The organism is Dellaglioa sp. CoH-57-MRSF-19 (assembly GCF_056781975.1).
The window spans coordinates 1-16,676 of sequence record NZ_JBXAXW010000010.1 but is presented as its reverse complement, the minus strand read 5'-3'; the positions used below and the strand labels follow the sequence as shown (position 1 = coordinate 16,676).

Below are 16,676 nucleotides of genomic sequence, written 5' to 3'. Positions count from 1 at the left end.
TGATCTATATCCTGCCTTTTAACGATTGGTAGATACTGTTCAATCGATTTTTTAAGATACTTAGCAATATTCTTTTTCGAATAGTCATCTTGTTTATCTCGAATATATGCTAAGTGTTCTTTCACGCCCTTTAAACCACGTAACTCTTTTAATTCGTCATAAAGTGGATAAACATTTTTCTGTAACCCTGACAAAATAGTCGTATCCGTTAAATCAATATATGACAATAAAAACTGCTCCATCAACAACTTTGTATATGGGCTTTTCATAGCTTCATATACAAGGTCTTTTTCCCTTTCTTCTTGCCTTATCTTACCGTCAATATAAGCGAGATCATCTAACTTATAACTAGTATCATCTGCGACTGGTTTTTTTGTAATGTGAAAAGAAACGCTCTCAATACTGCGTCCTTTCTTTACTTTGTCATAAGTCACATTAAAAGTTGTCTGTTCATTAATTTCTGATATTGATTTTTTTAAGACCCACTTTGTAAAATCCGTCATATTTTTATACTCATTCACCGTATCAGTCATTTCTCTTAATTCTCGCATACTGATAACTGGATTACGGTAACTTTCAACTTGCTCTTGTCTACGGCCGCCTTTAAAGTTGTAATGCTCATATTGGCTATAATTCATAGATAACCAACGGTACAATATAACTGAATACTTGCTATTTAATTCTGAAATATCTGACAAGGCATGTTGCGTAAAATTGGTTTTAAGATTAATCAAGTAAGGCATAATCTTATCGCTAAACTGAATCGTCACTTCATCATGATAATCTGACCACTTTACATAAGGAATTGGAACGATACTTTCAAAATCAAATCCCTTATCTTGTACTATTTTAATCTGAAAAAAAGCCTGTTTTTGCATCTTTTCAATCGCTTCTTTAAACCGACTATGTTTATTACTATCATCCACTTTAAAAAAAGCAAACAACTCTTGCTTGGACAAATAAACCGTCTGATCTTTTGGGGGATTGTCGGTATCAATCAACGAGACGGCTAATTCAAACATTTTAAGTGGGGTTTTATCCATTTTGGCAATGGACGTTATTAAGCTATTATGTTCAACAACTTTGCGTTTAGATAATTCATTCAAGGTCTGAACCTGCCTTGTCTTTGATTCTGGTATAATTGACATATAAATACGCTCCTTTGGGCGTGTTGTTGGATAAGCATAAAGAAAAACTTTTGGTCGGGAATTTCTTTATGCTTTTATTGTACCAAAATACAGAGAGTATCATTAATTAAAATTCTCTATATGCATAGTTTTTTCTCTCTATATGCATAGTTTTTTCTCTCTATATACATAGTTTTTTCTCTTGGTTTTTTCTTTGAATCCATTGCAAACACTATATTTATAACTACGCAAAAGAACAAAAGATTAAAATATAAAAGATAAACTTATAATAGGCTTCGCCTTTTTATTGATTCAATAAAAAACAAAACAAAAGAACACGGTGCACATAAATTTTGTACAGGGTGTTCTTTTTGTTTTGAATTATTTTAAATGACGGATTGCTAGTTATCTAACATAGATTGCCACTTATTACGCCAATAGCGACGTTTTAAGTTACTTAATGCTTAATTCTACGTTGAATGGTTTAAAACGCTTATACGGGCAAATAAGTCGGTTTAACGTTACAGAGTTGGTCCTTTAAAAAGATCACGCGTTAATTCAATTATTCGATTAATTAATGCTTTAACTTGTTCAATGCCCCAATCTAATCTAGTTGGCGCTATTTTCGTATCTGGATCTTCTCTAGCTGTCGTCAGTGTTTTTAACCAGGACTGGGCTACTTTTTTATTTTTTGTGAGTTCTTCATGATCCAGCTTATAAAGAACATACCGGGCCTCCACATCAGTATGCGATAGCTTGTCGACACCATAATCATTTTTAAGCATGTCTCTCATGGCATAATCCAGCTGTTGCTGTTCTCGTTGATCCACCTGAAGCGCTTGATGCGTTTCTTTCAGGTTTTGATAATCTGCTTGGACAGCTGCTAATTGCGCTTTGACCTGGCCTAACGTTTGCTTGAGTTCTTCTGTCTCATGCTGGCTTTGTAAGGTGGCTTTCTTCATCGTGGCTAACACGTTTTTAAAGCGATCTAAGTCATCTGGTTTAAGCACCGTCTTACCAAAGAGATTTTTAGATAAGTCTTGTTTAAAATCATCAATTTGTTTTTCGGCTAAGTCAACTTCCTTTAAAGCTTGATCCGTGATTTTAAGTACGGCCTGTTTAGCCCTAATATTTTTTTCAACGTCAGCTAGTTCCGTTTTTAAAGCGTTGAACTGATCATTGTATTTTTTGATTTCAGCCACATTCTCAAATGGTAAGGTTTTGTGATTTAAAATCCCTTGTTCATAAAATGGCAGCACTTTTTTTAAATGCTGATCTAAATCCTCATGAAAGGTTTGCAAATCCTGCCGCGTTAGCACTTCTTTAGCGGATACTTTATCACGTGACTTTTTATCATCAAAAACCACTGGGACAAAGGCATAGTGCAAGTGAGGGGTTGTCTCGTCATAATGCACGACAGCTGCCACGGAATTTTCTTGACCATAACGGTCATTAAGAAAATTGCTGGTTGCTTCAAAAAAGGCGCTCTGTTGATCGTGGGGCGCTTCTGAGAGTTCTTCAGGTAAAGTGACAATCCAAGTCGCTAACGCCTTCACATCGTCTCTTTTCATGCAATAAACGTCATTTAAACGCGCATTGAAGCGGGTAAGCATATCAGAACCATCTGCCATGAGATCTTGATTCAGATAGGTTTTCGACACATCAATTTCTTTGTTAGTGTGATGGTCAGTTTTACGTTCAAAGTGAACCGCTAAACCAGGGACTGCGCCACGCGTATTTTTCTTTAAATGCGCCATCAAAAATGCCTCCTCAAAAAGGGTTTTCCAAGACCAGTATAACACCGTTAAAAATCTGGTATAGCCTGTTATACCAAAATTCTATTTTGGACAGGCTCTGCGAGGCGCGTCATCGACAAGCGATGACCGTAGCGTTTCCCCTTCCTACTGGGGAAACTGCTATTTTACAGCGCCTATTATCCGGCTCGTAAAACCTCCGGCGGGTCACGCCGTGACAGGGCAATTTATCATTGCATGATCACCTTCAGTGGGAGCATGTCATGCAGAACACTACCCGCGTGGGGCAAGCTGATGTCAGCTTAACCACATAAAAAAATCAGTTGAGATAGTATCTGTATCTATCTCAACTGATTTTGAATGCTAATATAATTTTCCAGCGTATTAATTTAAATCCCAAATGATTACCCCTATACCCTGTAAACCAACTACATGCGTTTTTTTGGTAACCATTTTAATAAATCAAAACTGGTATGGATTACAACCAGGATTGTCAGAATGATATAAAAGGAATTATCTGAGGTGAGCTTGTTTTCGATCATCATGTAAATTAAGATTATTACGGCGCACAATAGGAAAATAACATTAAGTATAAGAGCATTTGAGCGGTGTTTGGCAGACAAATATCACTTATATTCAGTTGACTAATCACAGATGGGTCTATTTAGCGACCGTTTTGGATCCTGAGAAGATAAAAGTATTGGGCTATAAAATTGGCGATACAATGACAGCCGAGCTAGCCACAAGTGCCTTACAGATGGCGTTAGATAAGCATCGAAAGCCATTAATTATTCATTCAGATATGGGGGCGCAATACACGAGTGCTGAATTTAATATTAAATGTCAAAATTATGGCTTGAAACATTCATATTCACTCAAAGGCCATCCGTACGATAATGGCCGTATGGAAGCGTTTCGTTCAATATTGAAGCGTGAAGAGGTGTATCTGAAGGCATACCAAACATTAACTGAAGTCCAAGCAGCCACTGGTTGGTATATCAATTTTTATAATCGCAATCGTATCTCAAATGTTGCCTAAGTAACTGAATAAAAATAGTCCAATTTATTGACTTCTGAGCAAAGCCCCGCGATGTTTGATCGTTGGAGAGTTCATATTAAAATCATCTTTTTCTATATTAGTATTGTGGGACGTTTACATTTTCATTCCCATTTTTTCATAAGACTGCATACCGCCCATCCAAATCTCAGATGGTTTGACGCCACGTTCTTTAGCCAAGGCCATCATTAACGTATCCATATCCATCAATTTATATTCTTGCTTTGGCTTGGCTGGATCGAATGTTTCAATCTGTGCCATCATGCCGCCATCTTCGTGCTCAATGATATGGCAGTGATACATATAAACCCCTGGCAAATCAAAGCGAACCAGCAGCCGAACCGTTTCACCAGGATTCACGCCAACGGTATCTTTGAAACCATGTTCATTTGGATACGGCGCATGCCCATTCCGCGACAAGACTAAGAATTGGGTTCCATGCACATGGAATGGATGAACCATTCCAGGCGCATCATTGCTATTGGTAACATCCCAGTACTGGGCTTTGCCAATTGGTTGCGTGGCATCAATCCGCTGCATGGCAAACTTTTTACCATCAATCGCAACACCTTCGTCCATCCCCTGCATCACAACGTGGCGAACTGGCAAAGCCGGGTCAACCACTGGTGCCTTCACATCGAACAACTTATCAGGCAAGGTAGTCTGATCCGGTTTGAACGCATGAATGCGGAACTTCAGCAATGGCACATCATCCGTATATAAGGTGACCTCGTCGCCTTCATGGTATTGGCCAAAATCAACGATCACTTCGGCACGCTCAGCACAAGTCAGCATCAAATGGGTAAATTTGACCGGCTCCGGTAATAGTGAGCCATCCCCGCCAATTTGCGTAAATGGCAGGTCATCGGAAAAATGCAACCGCCATTCACGGCGATTAGCACCATCCAGAAAACGCAACCGGACCTTTTGCGTGGTGACATCAAAATAGGGATTGATTGTACCGTTAATCATTGCAGTTGGCCCAGCAACACCGTCAGGATCATAATCAGCCCGGTAGTCCCACTGGTTGTTCTCATGAAAACGCCGGTCTTGCAAAATGACCGGAATATCGTCAACGCCATAGTTCCTTGGCAATGGCAGGCTGGCTTCATGGTCGTCTTTGACAATCACCATGGCAGCCAAACCATGCCAAACCTGCTCGGCTGTGGATGGGCACGGATGCGCGTGCAGCCACAAAGTCGTCGCCGGTTGTTCCAATGTGAAGTCGATATGCTTACTTTCACCCGGATAAACCGGCGCATGGCATCCGCCATCAACATAAGGGCCACTGACATTAGCCCCATGCCAATGAAAAGTGGTCAACTCAGGCAGGGTGTTTTTCAGTGTCACATGCGTATGCTGACCACGGCGATACACAATCGTCTGACCTAACAGACTGGTATTATAGCCCCACGTCTTGGTCTTCGCCCCAGGTAACAGTTGCGTTTCCCCAGCCTCTGCTGTCACCGTGTAATAAACGTCGGTCGCCGTCTCTTTATCCGGTTTCAACAACGGCGGCACATTTAAGGGCTTCTCAGGCGCATCACTGACCTCAAGCGGCACGTACCCGCCATCGTGGAGATCAAACGCTGGCTCATCAAAGAAATAGTTCGTATAGGTTTTCATCGTGATTTCCCCTTCTGACAATAATTTTAACACTTTTTAGGGTTGCCATAAACATAATTTAGAATTAACCTAAAGTAGTATCGAAAAATGGTATAGGTCTTATCCATACACTTGAGGAGGATTTTCATGCAACAAATGTCGAAAACAATGGGCTGGCTCATGCTGGCGTTAAATGTGGTGCTGCTGATTCTAATTGGTACCATGCACAATATGGCAGCGATGTGGTTAATGGGTCTGATTATGACTTTGGACGCTGTGACAGGTTTAGTTGCCGCTTATCGGCCCCAGTCAAGTCAACAACACGCCCACCAGCGCTAGTTTATTAAGCAGTTGCTGCAGTCTACTAAAAATAGCATTTGATGCTTGACCAATATATCGTTTATCATCACCCAACAATATATAGATGCCAGGTTTTTTAGACTCATCAATCAACTGAATGCTAGCTAAATCGTCTTTATTCGCAATGACCACAAATGATGGTTCGTCATAGAATATTGAAATGTTATCATTCCCTGACTCTCGGCTGATAAATATGTGATTGGGCATGTGATCATCGACCTCTTTTTTTAGGCGCTATTATACCGCCGAACAAAAAAACAGCCCCCATTATCTACTAGTCAGATAATGGGGGCTGTTTTAATAGTCTTTTCGAGGAGTTATTATATAATTATAGACCCTATATATTCATAGCCCCTTTCTGTTTGGTGTTTAAGTATTAGTCATCGATGTCATGCACTATCTTGTTTAGCTCCGTTTTGATGGAACTGGGAATATTTTCTAAATTGAAATGATTATATATTTCTTTATCCTTAAGCATACTTTTTTGTGCCTTATTTAATTTACACTCATTGTTACCCACTACCCATTCATCCTTTGTACGTATAAAGGGGTTTTGCGCACTTTCCTTTAACGCGTTTTGAACATCTTCATAAGGTAAATAGAATTCAATTGTAGATTTATTTAATTGGTAGATTGTAACGTCTCCATCTTTTCAAAACGACTTAATTCTACGGGCTATAAATAACTTAATTTGCCAGTGTATAACGTTTCAGATTAAGCTACCACTATGCTACAATAACCATATCGAAAGGAGATCAATCTAATGAAATATACGAAAACCAAAGCAGTATTAAATCAACTCGTTGCCGATTTGAGCCAGATGTCAATGATTATCCATCAGACGCATTGGTACATGCGTGGACCCAACTTTTTGAAGTTGCACCCCTTGATGGATGAGTTCATGGAAGAAATTGACAGCCAACTCGATGTCATTTCTGAACGGCTGATTGCGCTTGATGGCAGTCCTTACTCGACCTTAAAAGAAATGGCCGAAAACACTAAGATTCAAGACTGGCCTGGTGAATGGGACAAAACAACCCCAGAACGCCTCGCACACTTAGTTGATGGCTATCGTTACTTGGAAGACCTTTACCAACACGGCATTGAAGTATCCGATGTTGAAAAAGACTTCAGTACCCAAGATATTTTCATTGGTCTCAAAACCGCAATTGAGAAGAAAATCTGGATGATTCAGGCAGAGCTTGGGTCGGCGCCAGAAATTGATGAATAAAATAATATTAAAAAATCGGTAGGCTTATGGTAGATTGTAAAATTAATCCGAACGCCCATTTGGATATTGGACAGCCCTAGTTCACAAAAGGTTTCGATTTTAATTCGTTCGGAATAGGTTATACTAGGGTCCGTCTGAAAACTACTTAAGTAAGATGCAAATTGAGGCAATGTAGACCGTAGCCAGATAAACACGAGCGAGCTTATCATAACGCGCTGCAATCCTACGAAAGTTCTTCAACTGATTGAAGAAGTTCTCAATCAAATGGCGCTCACAATAAACGTGGTAATCACAGGTCCACTTGTCTTTGGTATTTTCCTTTGGCGGAATGGTATAGACGCCTGCTTTATCTTCAATATACTGGCGAAGTTTCGCGGTGCCATAGGCTTTATCCGCGATAATATTTGATTGAGAAATATCGAAGCCTTCCAGCAACTCACTGGCAACTTGGCTATCATGTACTTGACCACCTGTTAGGCGAAACCCCAAGGGATTCCCTAATCCGTCAACGAGTGCGTGAATCTTGGTCGTTCGGCCACCTCGACTTAGTCCAATAGCTTGATTTTCGACCATGCATTCGGCGTTTTTTTTGCGCTGCGCATGAGCCAGAGGATAGCGTTGAGGGCGGTACGGTTGTCTAGGCTTGATGGACGGACAGTCCGGTATGGCGGGAAGTATCCTTTGATTCGGTCCCACTGAGCATCTTCCAGTTCGTATCGTTTAGGTGTTGTCATCGGAATGCCTCGATTCGTTTTTCCTCAGATTATACCTGAATTTTTAGTTTTCAGACAGTCCCTAGAAAAATGCGTAGTTAACCGCATTTTTCTAGCACATCGTAATCTGCCGGTTATTCACAATAATTTTACCTTCCAAAGCTAACTGCTTAAATTGACGGCTGAGCGTCTCCGGCGTAATTCCCAAAATATTGGCGAGTTCCTTCTTTTTAAGTGGTAATTCAAAGACGACTTGTCCGGATTCCACCGCGACATCCCGCAAATAAGCCATCAGACGGTCCTTTGCATCCAATAGATCACGGCGCATCTGATTTTTCTCGACTTCAATCAATTGGTTGCCAAAATTGTTGATCATCGCTAACGATAAATTCGCTGATTCTCCGAGTAACTGCTGAAAATCAGCGTATTGAATGGAACAAACCCACGCATCACTAGTCGCTTGGATGTAGCCCTGATTTTCATGCGGTGCAAATAACCAGCGCTGACCGACCACATCACCAGTATGTAGTAAGTCAATAATTTTCTCCTTGCCATTATCAGCTAACGCATAGACTTTGGCCGTCCCCTCGTCCAAAATCAGCATCCCTTCTTGGTGGTCCAGCGGTTGTCGGATCAGTTGACCCTTTTGAAAAAACTTGCGATGGTGCGTCACTGTAATCAATTTAGTTTTAATTGTCGGTGACAGCGGCGCGAAAAGTGGCGAGCGACTGATACAATCCATTTTTGGGTGCATAAATTTTCCTTTCTTGACATATATCAATTTTAATAAGTTTAGAATAGCATATAATGGACTTATGATGAAGAATTGGAGGAATCATTCATGACTAAAAAATACGTTGCTAACATCGTACCACTAAACGCAGAAGACATTGGAACGGCACCCCATGGAACTGCCACCTTTGTTGAAGACGGTGACCAATTACACGTGGCGATTGAAATGTTTGATACACCTGCAAATACGCAACACTGGGAACATTTCCACGGTTTTCCAGATGGTAAGGCGGCCCAAATTGCCACGATGGCGCAGGATGCCAATCATGACGGATTTGTCGACTTGCCAGAAACTGAACCAGTCTCAGGGACAACGATGGTGCCATTTGACAACGCCCCACATCACATGGACGTGCCGAATGATAACTACCCAGTCGCTGACGCCCAAGGCCACTTTGCCTACGAAATCGATGTGCCATTAGCTGATTTGCAAGCGAAGTTCAAAGAAGTCTTTGGTACCGATGACTTGGAACTCGACAAACGGGTCATCTACATTCACGGCGTACCACAAGACTTGGTTTTACCAGCCACCGTTGCTGGTGAAGTTGGCGCCTACGATGCACACGTCACCTTACCGATTGCGGTTGGGAAGATTGAAGTCGCAGACTAACCTAAAATTTGAAGTAAGCTAAAACATAACGACCGGATGAGCCTATCACATGACAGGTTCATCCGGTCGTTATGTTTATTTCTTTAGACTATCGACGGAAGCCTTGAAAACGCGAAATCGATTGACGATTATGGTTCCGACTGGCGAAGCACGTCCGTTAATTGTTGCCGAAAAATTGGCGTCCAGATATTCCGATAACCTAATCGGGTTGGATGAGCGTCGTCGACCATTGCTAGTGGTTGGGCGCGATTTTCAGCTTTGACCACTGGATCCTGCCAGAGGTCAATAATCGTGAAGTGCCACTTTTTTTGTAAGACTTTCAATTACTGCACTAATTTACCATAATTCGCATCGTGTTTTCGCACACAAGTGAAGAACACGATTGGCACCGCCCAATGCTGTTGAACATAGGCCAGGATTGTTTCAATCGCTCCGAGCGTCGTCGTTTCGTCAAAGCCGTGGCGCTGTTGTGCACCCGTAACTTGCCCCATAGCCTTGTCATGCCGCCCATCATTGGTTGAAAGTTGGCAGACAAAAGCGTCTAATGGTTGGGTCACTGGAATCCGATGATAGAGCCGATGCACATAGCTATCTGGTGCGTTACCTGCTAAAGTGGTGCCACTCACCGCTTCCTTGATGGCAATCACGCCATCCGTCGCGACGAGATAATCGACGAACGAATCTTCCGGTGCACCCGCACCGGCCGTAATTGACGATCCCAGAAATGCAATCCGCCGACCCATCAACGGTGACTTGGGATTCAATGTTTGATGGCTAGGGGCGTAACTATAAAAATGGGCCCTGTACGTTCTAATTATCTTTTTTCAAAGCAAGATAATCAGTTGGTTCAAAACTAAAATATTGTTCTAGATTGCCATGATACTTCTCTAATTTTGCTTCCTTATTAATATCGTAAACACGATATAGCCAATATGATGAATTATGTAATTTCATGTGTTAAAACTTAATAGGAATTTAAATTTTATTATTAGATTTTTTAATCATTCACACGAAAATTAATTTTATAAAGAGCATACTCTATACTCTTATTTTTTTTCAAGAACTCAAAAAAGTGGAAACTCCCAGAATTTTAAATCTGGGAGTTTCCGCTTTTGTCATTTCAAGGATGGACTATTGTCCCAGCCTCTTCTAGTTTATTCTTGAGATATTTTTACTGTCTCTGCAGGTGCTGATACTTCTTTTTATTCTTTTCGACCTTTCAACTTATACTTCATTAATCTCATGGCATTGAAAATTACCACCAGGATACTACCTTCATGAACCAACATTCCGATAGACATATTCATCCATTCGCTGAAGAAGACGCTGGTCAACAAGACCAACACTACTCCAATTGCAATCGCGATATTTTGTTTCATATTATTAGCGGTAGCTTTTACTATTCCTAATGCGTGAGGCAAGTTGCTGAAGTTCGAGTTCATTAAAACGACATCGGATGTTTCGATCGCTACGTCCGTTCCGCTTCCCATTGCGATGCCAATGTCTGCTAAAGCTAAGGACGGACTATCGTTAACGCCATCTCCAACAAAGGCTACAATTTGACCACGTTGTTGGAGTTTTCCGATATAAGCCGATTTGTCTTCCGGCAACATGTGGCCGTGAGCTTCGGTCAAACCAAGTTCGCCTGCGACCACATCAACGGTTCCTTGGTTATCTCCTGAAAGAACGACTAGATTTTTTACGCCCAGGTCTTTTAATTCCTGCAAATTAGCTTTCACACCCGGACGGACTTGGTCGCGAATGCCCATCAGTACTTTTAATTCACCGTCGACCGCTGTCAAAACGAGAGAGTTCCCTTGTTGTTCAAACCGTTTGACATCTTTTTGCACTTTTTTGCTGAGAGTGACATTTTCTTTTTCCATCAAGGCCACATTCCCGACAGCCACTCTATGTCCAGCTACACTTGAAACGATTCCGCCGCCTTTCACGACTTCAGTTTCTTCAACAGGATAAAAGTTTGTTTCTCCAATTTGATTTAAGACCGCTTTTGCTAATGGATGATCTGATTCCCGTTCCACACTGGCCAGATAGCCAAGCGTTTCAGCAGAATCTTTTTCATACAGTTCAGTCGCTGCAACGGTTGGGTTTCCGACAGTTAAAGTACCTGTCTTATCAAATACAATTGTATCCACATTGCTGAAGTCTTGAATGACTTCACTCCCTTTTAAAAGAACACCGTTACGAGCACCATTCCCAATACCGGCAACGTTTGAGACAGGCACTCCGATAACTAATGCGCCTGGGCAACCTAGAACCAAGATGGTGATTGCTAACTCAATATTTTGACTGAACGCCCATACAACAATTGCCAGGACCAAGACAGCTGGTGTGTAGTATTTAGAAAAGCGATCAATGAACCGTTCCGCTTCGGATTTAGAATCTTGTGCTTCTTCCACGAGTTCAACAATTTTTCCAAATGTGGTGTCCTCACCAACTCGGTCAGCTCTGATTTGAATCGTTCCGTTTTCTAAAATGGTTCCTGCAAAAACTTCTGCATCAGCTAGCTTGTTGACCGGAACAGCTTCACCTGTAATGCTAGCTTCATTGATATGCCCTTCACCCGTAAGAACTGTACCATCTACTGGAACTTTCGCACCCGTTTTAACGAGCAAGATATCCCCTTCATCTACATCATCCACTTCTACTTCTTCAAATTCGCCATTATCCATTTGTTTCAAGGCGCTTTCGGGTGCCATTTCAGTCAATTCTTTGATAGCAGATCGCGTTTGGTTCAATGTTCGATGTTCCAAGTAGTGTCCGAATAAGAATAAGAACGTGACAATAGCCGATTCTTCATAATTTTGAATAAAAAGCGCACCAATCGCTGCAATACTAACTAAGACATCAATACTGATGACTTTGACTTTCATTGCTTGAAACGCTTGAATGGCAATTGGCATAATCCCAAAGACAGAGGCGATGATCAAAGACCACTCTGAAAGTCCTACGTTTTCTAAAACAAAGTGACTGAAGAAACCGAGTGCGATTAACAATCCACTGATGACGGTGATAACATTTTTTTTGCTTAATATATATTGTTGCATGCTTTTTCCCTCCAAATTTAATTTCTCTTTTATTGATAAACAAAGTATAAGATAATTGCCTAAGTAATTAATTGACGGATATCAAGTTTAGAAAGTTCTCTTTTATCGTTTCTAAGCACCTCGAATCGGATTGCAACAAAAAAAGCAATCCTGGAAAAATAGCTTTCCTTCCAGAATTGCCTAGTTCATTTAATCTGTTAAGCGGCCTTGACTTTTGCTTTAAGGACCGGATAGCCTACGTTTTCGATAGCTTTTTGAATCTCTTCAATCGAAGTGACAGCTGAATCAAAATCGACTTTGACTTTGCTGGAGTTGAATAATACTTTAATGCTGTCTTTATCAACACCGTTAACTGATTTCACGGCACCTTCAATTTTTTGCATACAACTTGGACAAGACAACGTTTCTAATTGCAATATAGCTTTTTCCATAATTCCTATCTCCTTTATGTGTTTTTATTTTATCGGCAGCAGATTAATGAACACTGCCTTTTCCTCTTTACAACTGTAATATAGCTCACTTTTAGCAAACGAAAATTGACGCATATCAAGTTCGGCACTTCTTTTTATCTTTTTGCTCAATTCACCATCTTAATAGTCTTTTTCTGCCCCTTATTGCCATCAGAATAATAAGAAATTGGTGGATAATCTTGTCTGCGTATAAACCATACTACAATCGCGCCAATAAACAGGGCCAGAGACAAGGCTTGCGAAACGCGGATCCACTCGCCAATCCATAAACTGTTCGTTCGCATACCTTCAATGAAGAACCGACCCACTGAGTACCACAAAACGTAACTCAAAGCGACTTCTTCTTGACGCAAAAGCACTGAGTTCTGTCCCATTGTTAATGAAGAGCGACAGAACACCAACGTGTATAAAAAAGTGTGTCCGATTATTCGCTGTAAAGCAATAAATCATCTAAATCCTGAATCTTGATTCTTTTCCCAGACAGCTGTTGAATCAATCCCTCGTTCTCCAATTCTCCAAATTTGCGACTGATGGTCTCAGGTGTCGTTCCTAAATAGGAAGCAATGTCCTTTTTTGCCATCGGCAGGGTGATGGTGGGAGAGTTGCCCATTTCAGGTTCCACATTTTCTGCCAAAAACAAAACTAAACGGGTAATGACACTCTCCACGGCTACTTGTGCGGTTTGACGTGCGGATTTCTCTAACCGCTGCGACATCTCTCCTAGCAGCTTTAACGAAATTGCAGGATACTCTTTTAGAAACTCTTGTACATCATGTTGTTGAATCATGCAGACAGACGTATCTCGAGTAGCTTCTGCGTATTCCTCATGCACAGCATCAGGATTGAACAACGTCCATTCTCCCGTAAAGTCACCCGGATTCAAAATACGCACTAGTTGCTCTTTACCAGAATCAGACAAGCGATAGATGCGGACTTTTCCGCGATTCACAATATATAAGGCATCATCTTTTTCTTGCGAGCGAAACAGAAACGCCCCTTTTTGATAGTGCTTCGTGTGAGCTTTTCCAGCGATGCGATCCATCGAGCTTTCCTCCAAATGATTGAATATCGGGACTAAGCGGATACAAGCTGAGTGGTCTCCTGCTGCATGTGGTTGGGTGTATTGAGTCAATTCGTTCTCCCCCTTTATCAGTTTATTGTCCTTTTTTTAACTTTCCTATATTTAGTATAAAGGCCCCCTACCTCAAAAAAATTGACTCTCATCAAGAAAAGTCTTTTTAACGGCAAAAAAATAGGAGCTGGAAAGAGTCCCAACCCCAAAATCTTTAATTTTTAAATGTATGTTTACGAAAAACCTAATCTTCATCCTCATCAAACGCATCGTCGTCTTCCAATGCCTCTTTGCCAATGAATGCTTGCAGCATCCAAATGTTTTTATCTAAGTCATTTTTAAAAGCAATCAGTGTATCTTCTAAAGCATCGTCACCCTCATCCTGTACTAAACGAATAGCACGAATCGTTAATTCACGGGTACTTCTGAAATCTTCGATAATATTTTCAACCATGTCTTCTGCTTTAGCGTATTTATTGATGGCATCTTCTGAAAGCATGGAATATTTTTCAAATTCAGCGGTGGTTGAAGCCGGTTTATGACCGGAAGTAATCAAGCGTTCTGCTAGTTTGTCGAACCATTCTTCGTTTTGATTATACAATTCTTCAAATTTTTCATGCAGAGTGAAGAAATTAGCACCATTTACATACCAGTGATATTGGTGCAATTTCACATGTAAAGTATGCATGTTCCCTAAAAGATGATCCGAAATGGCCGCTGCATTAATTTTTGTATGATGGACATGTTCCTTGTGTTCTTGTTCTTCTTGCAATCTTTCTTGGGGTGTTCTTTCTTGAGAAGCTTTATTTTCAGTCATGATCTATTCCTCCTATAATTTTGGTTTGTTTAAAATAGTTTCCTTTGATTTCTCCTTTTCCTTTACTGAATTTAGTATAGGATAGATTTCCGTTAAAAAAATTGACGCTCATCAAGAAAAGTATTTCTTAATAGACGCCAGGCTTCTCTATTAAATTCAACTGAAATAATCAAAGGAATGAGGTCGTTCCCTCCAAACAAAAATTTCATTAAAGTAGGGCCTAAAAAAAGAATAGCAACTATACTTTGTCAAGAGACCTGACTGCTATTTTTTTGCTTGTTATTCTTCAATTACCAAATGTCTTGCCTTGCAGTATATTTAATGCTCTTTCTCACTAGTGTTGCATGCAACACTAGTGAGAAAGAGTATTAATAAGATTAACCTAGACGAATAACTTTACTTTATTTATGTCATACCATAAATAAAAATTGAAAAGAATTTTTTTATTTATTTTTAGTATTTTGATATTGATTGAGAGTTTTACTTATTATGGTTTTTAAGTCATCCATAGCTTTTCTCCTTATAAATTACCCTGATGGAAATGGTGGGAATTAAAAGTCGTCTTTATTAATCTCATAAATTGGAAATTGATTGATGGTTTTTATACCAACCTTATATTTAATTATTAGTTTAGCCAATTGTTCACCGTCAATAGCTTTTATATGTAGACGTTTAGCGGATATTAAAGCATCTTGAGTGTAGGATGAAGTAGTTATAAAGACACCACTATTACTATTTCCTGCACTTCTTTCCTGAAGTGCTCCACTAAAACTTTGGATGGTTCTAGAACCTACAGAATTTGATTTAGCGTATCTTTTAACCTGGATGTATATATTTTGTAGCCCTAATGCATCTTGTTGGATAAATCCATCAACTCCACCGTCTCTAGTTGCTTGCGTAGTTATTGCCTGACCATCAGTTCCACAATACCCCATCACTTATTAATTATAGACCCTAAACAAACATCTTTTGTAAAAAGCCTTTTTTCTGTTCTTTCAACAAATCTAACTTACGTTGCTAAATCCGTAAACGTAATTTGGTTAACGACTTCATAACGTGAATGTCCACCAGCCACTTCATCACCATAGAATATTTCAAGTTCTAGCTGCGTCCCAACACCACCCGTACCCGCCAACATGAGTTGCGCATCATACGGCGTTTTATTCTTCGTTAGTTCCAACTTCACTTGTTCAAACTCATTATCAGATAACGGCGTATCTTCTAGTCGTTTACGATTGTTGGCATTCAGAATGTCGCGCCAGTGGTCATATAGCCGATCAACTGTTACACCAGAATAATCTGTTAGATATTCCCAACCTTCACTCTTTAGCTTGTCAATTACAGCTTGTTCAAATTTATCTTCCGCCATTTAACTAGTCTTCTTTTCTTTTTTAGTTGTAACTATTTACCAAAACGCCACCACTTTTTAGGTTTAGGTTGTGACTCCGGGGTGCTATTTTCAGGTTCCGGTTGTTTGTCTGACGTCACTTCTTTTTCACCATCATCATGCGGTGCCATCGTTAAGGCTTTCAAGTCCTTAATTTCTGCCTTGTATTCTTCGAGCAGCTTTTTGTCTTGCAAAGCTAACCGTTGTTGTTGGTCTAGTAAGTTTTGCATTTGAGCTATTTGCGAATCTTTATTTTCTAGTTGCTTATCCTTAACTGCTAATTGTTTATCTCTATTTTTCTTAACTTCATCAAGTTCACTAATTAAATAGTTGTGGATATCCCACTTTGTCTCTTTGTCTGTTTGTTTGTCATTTGTCTGTTTATTTGTCTTGGTTTTGTTTGTCTGTTTGTCGACCTTCGACCTTATAAAATGCTGTTCTTCTAAAGATAAAATAACTATACCTTTGTCGTTTGTTTGCCTTGTTTTGTTTGTCAGCGACTTTATATGATATTGTATTGCCTGTTTTGAAACACCTAACTCCTCAGCAAGTTCTCGAATTGTTTTTAAATTTTCACTCATGATCTATATCCTGCCTTTTAACGATTGGTAGATAC

Annotated in this window: 18 protein-coding genes and 3 pseudogenes; 5 read left to right on the top strand and 16 right to left on the bottom strand. The window is 40.1% G+C overall.

The features are described 5' to 3' along the window. The coding region (locus tag AC1RO3_RS07720) for a RepB family plasmid replication initiator protein (protein ID WP_481763900.1) at positions 1 to 1,148 on the bottom strand (1,148 nt) is incomplete at its 3' end. Positions 1,149 to 1,648: 500 nt separating this feature from the next. Further along, entirely contained in the window at positions 1,649 to 2,884 is a 1,236-nt protein-coding gene (gene mobV, locus AC1RO3_RS07715) for a MobV family relaxase (protein ID WP_481763402.1), read from the bottom strand. A gap of 598 nt (positions 2,885 to 3,482) precedes the next feature. On the opposite strand from mobV, the gene AC1RO3_RS07710 reads away from it, so the two are divergent. Next, positions 3,483 to 3,920, top strand: coding sequence for a DDE-type integrase/transposase/recombinase (locus AC1RO3_RS07710; RefSeq protein ID WP_147000550.1), 438 nt, complete (start codon positions 3,483 to 3,485; stop codon positions 3,918 to 3,920). A gap of 114 nt (positions 3,921 to 4,034) precedes the next feature. On the opposite strand, the gene AC1RO3_RS07705 is transcribed toward AC1RO3_RS07710, so the two are convergent. Further along, the gene (locus AC1RO3_RS07705; protein ID WP_036068639.1) at positions 4,035 to 5,564 is read right to left on the bottom strand and encodes a multicopper oxidase family protein; all 1,530 of its coding nucleotides are present in this window, start codon (positions 5,562 to 5,564) and stop codon (positions 4,035 to 4,037) included. 126 nt (positions 5,565 to 5,690) lie between these two features. Between AC1RO3_RS07705 and AC1RO3_RS07700 the strand changes: the two genes are divergently transcribed. Beyond that, entirely contained in the window at positions 5,691 to 5,882 is a 192-nt protein-coding gene (locus AC1RO3_RS07700) for a hypothetical protein (RefSeq protein ID WP_004910774.1), read from the top strand. Here the strand turns inward: AC1RO3_RS07700 and AC1RO3_RS07695 are convergent. After that, positions 5,853 to 6,110: a GIY-YIG nuclease family protein gene (locus tag AC1RO3_RS07695; RefSeq protein ID WP_004910776.1), complete on the bottom strand. Its 258-nt coding sequence runs from the start codon at positions 6,108 to 6,110 to the stop codon at positions 5,853 to 5,855. The two genes, AC1RO3_RS07700 and AC1RO3_RS07695, sit on opposite strands and share 30 nt — an antisense overlap. 556 nt (positions 6,111 to 6,666) lie before the next feature. Between AC1RO3_RS07695 and AC1RO3_RS07690 the strand changes: the two genes are divergently transcribed. Further along, entirely contained in the window at positions 6,667 to 7,134 is a 468-nt protein-coding gene (locus AC1RO3_RS07690) for a Dps family protein (RefSeq protein WP_003587210.1), read from the top strand. A 141-nt stretch (positions 7,135 to 7,275) separates the two neighbouring features. Here the strand turns inward: AC1RO3_RS07690 and AC1RO3_RS07685 are convergent. Both AC1RO3_RS07685 and AC1RO3_RS07680 read right to left on the bottom strand, forming a co-directional pair. Then, a pseudogene (locus AC1RO3_RS07685) lies at positions 7,276 to 7,868 on the bottom strand (IS5 family transposase). Between the two features lie 91 nt (positions 7,869 to 7,959). After that, positions 7,960 to 8,601, bottom strand: coding sequence for a Crp/Fnr family transcriptional regulator (locus AC1RO3_RS07680; protein ID WP_038241070.1), 642 nt, complete (start codon positions 8,599 to 8,601; stop codon positions 7,960 to 7,962). Between the two features lie 87 nt (positions 8,602 to 8,688). Between AC1RO3_RS07680 and AC1RO3_RS07675 the strand changes: the two genes are divergently transcribed. Next, positions 8,689 to 9,249, top strand: coding sequence for a hypothetical protein (locus AC1RO3_RS07675; protein WP_006845384.1), 561 nt, complete (start codon positions 8,689 to 8,691; stop codon positions 9,247 to 9,249). Between the two features lie 130 nt (positions 9,250 to 9,379). After that, positions 9,380 to 9,511, top strand: coding sequence for a hypothetical protein (locus AC1RO3_RS07670; RefSeq protein ID WP_481763899.1), 132 nt, complete (start codon positions 9,380 to 9,382; stop codon positions 9,509 to 9,511). 61 nt (positions 9,512 to 9,572) lie between these two features. Here AC1RO3_RS07670 and AC1RO3_RS07665 read toward each other — a convergent pair whose 3' ends face one another. The 10 genes and pseudogenes from AC1RO3_RS07665 to AC1RO3_RS07620 form a co-directional block, all read right to left on the bottom strand. Beyond that, complete coding sequence (locus AC1RO3_RS07665) at positions 9,573 to 10,013, bottom strand: SGNH/GDSL hydrolase family protein (protein WP_155815909.1); 441 nt, start codon at positions 10,011 to 10,013, stop codon at positions 9,573 to 9,575. 46 nt (positions 10,014 to 10,059) lie between these two features. Next, positions 10,060 to 10,203 (bottom strand): hypothetical protein, encoded by a 144-nt coding sequence (locus AC1RO3_RS07660; protein WP_006845387.1) that lies wholly within the window; start codon positions 10,201 to 10,203, stop codon positions 10,060 to 10,062. Positions 10,204 to 10,451: 248 nt separating this feature from the next. Then, positions 10,452 to 12,314, bottom strand: a complete 1,863-nt coding sequence (locus AC1RO3_RS07655; protein WP_006845388.1) for a heavy metal translocating P-type ATPase — start codon at positions 12,312 to 12,314, stop codon at positions 10,452 to 10,454. Between the two features lie 197 nt (positions 12,315 to 12,511). Further along, positions 12,512 to 12,745: a heavy-metal-associated domain-containing protein gene (locus tag AC1RO3_RS07650; RefSeq protein ID WP_006845389.1), complete on the bottom strand. Its 234-nt coding sequence runs from the start codon at positions 12,743 to 12,745 to the stop codon at positions 12,512 to 12,514. A 146-nt stretch (positions 12,746 to 12,891) separates the two neighbouring features. Next, positions 12,892 to 13,200 (bottom strand): annotated as a pseudogene (locus AC1RO3_RS07645) (prolipoprotein diacylglyceryl transferase family protein); the annotation flags it as partial. Positions 13,201 to 13,208: 8 nt separating this feature from the next. Continuing rightward, on the bottom strand, positions 13,209 to 13,916 hold the full coding sequence (locus AC1RO3_RS07640; protein ID WP_089997620.1) for a Crp/Fnr family transcriptional regulator: 708 nt from the start codon (positions 13,914 to 13,916) through the stop codon (positions 13,209 to 13,211). 184 nt (positions 13,917 to 14,100) lie between these two features. Then, positions 14,101 to 14,673 carry a Dps family protein gene (locus AC1RO3_RS07635; RefSeq protein WP_019041559.1) on the bottom strand — a complete coding sequence of 191 codons (573 nt, stop codon included), beginning with the start codon at positions 14,671 to 14,673 and terminating at the stop codon, positions 14,101 to 14,103. A 551-nt stretch (positions 14,674 to 15,224) separates the two neighbouring features. Further along, the gene (locus AC1RO3_RS07630) at positions 15,225 to 15,608 is read right to left on the bottom strand and encodes a restriction endonuclease (protein ID WP_006845392.1); all 384 of its coding nucleotides are present in this window, start codon (positions 15,606 to 15,608) and stop codon (positions 15,225 to 15,227) included. A 77-nt stretch (positions 15,609 to 15,685) separates the two neighbouring features. Then, positions 15,686 to 16,042, bottom strand: a pseudogene (locus tag AC1RO3_RS07625) (type I restriction endonuclease subunit R); the annotation flags it as partial. 32 nt (positions 16,043 to 16,074) lie between these two features. Next, positions 16,075 to 16,641: a helix-turn-helix domain-containing protein gene (locus tag AC1RO3_RS07620; RefSeq protein WP_481763400.1), complete on the bottom strand. Its 567-nt coding sequence runs from the start codon at positions 16,639 to 16,641 to the stop codon at positions 16,075 to 16,077. Between the last annotated feature and the right edge of the window lie 35 nt (positions 16,642 to 16,676).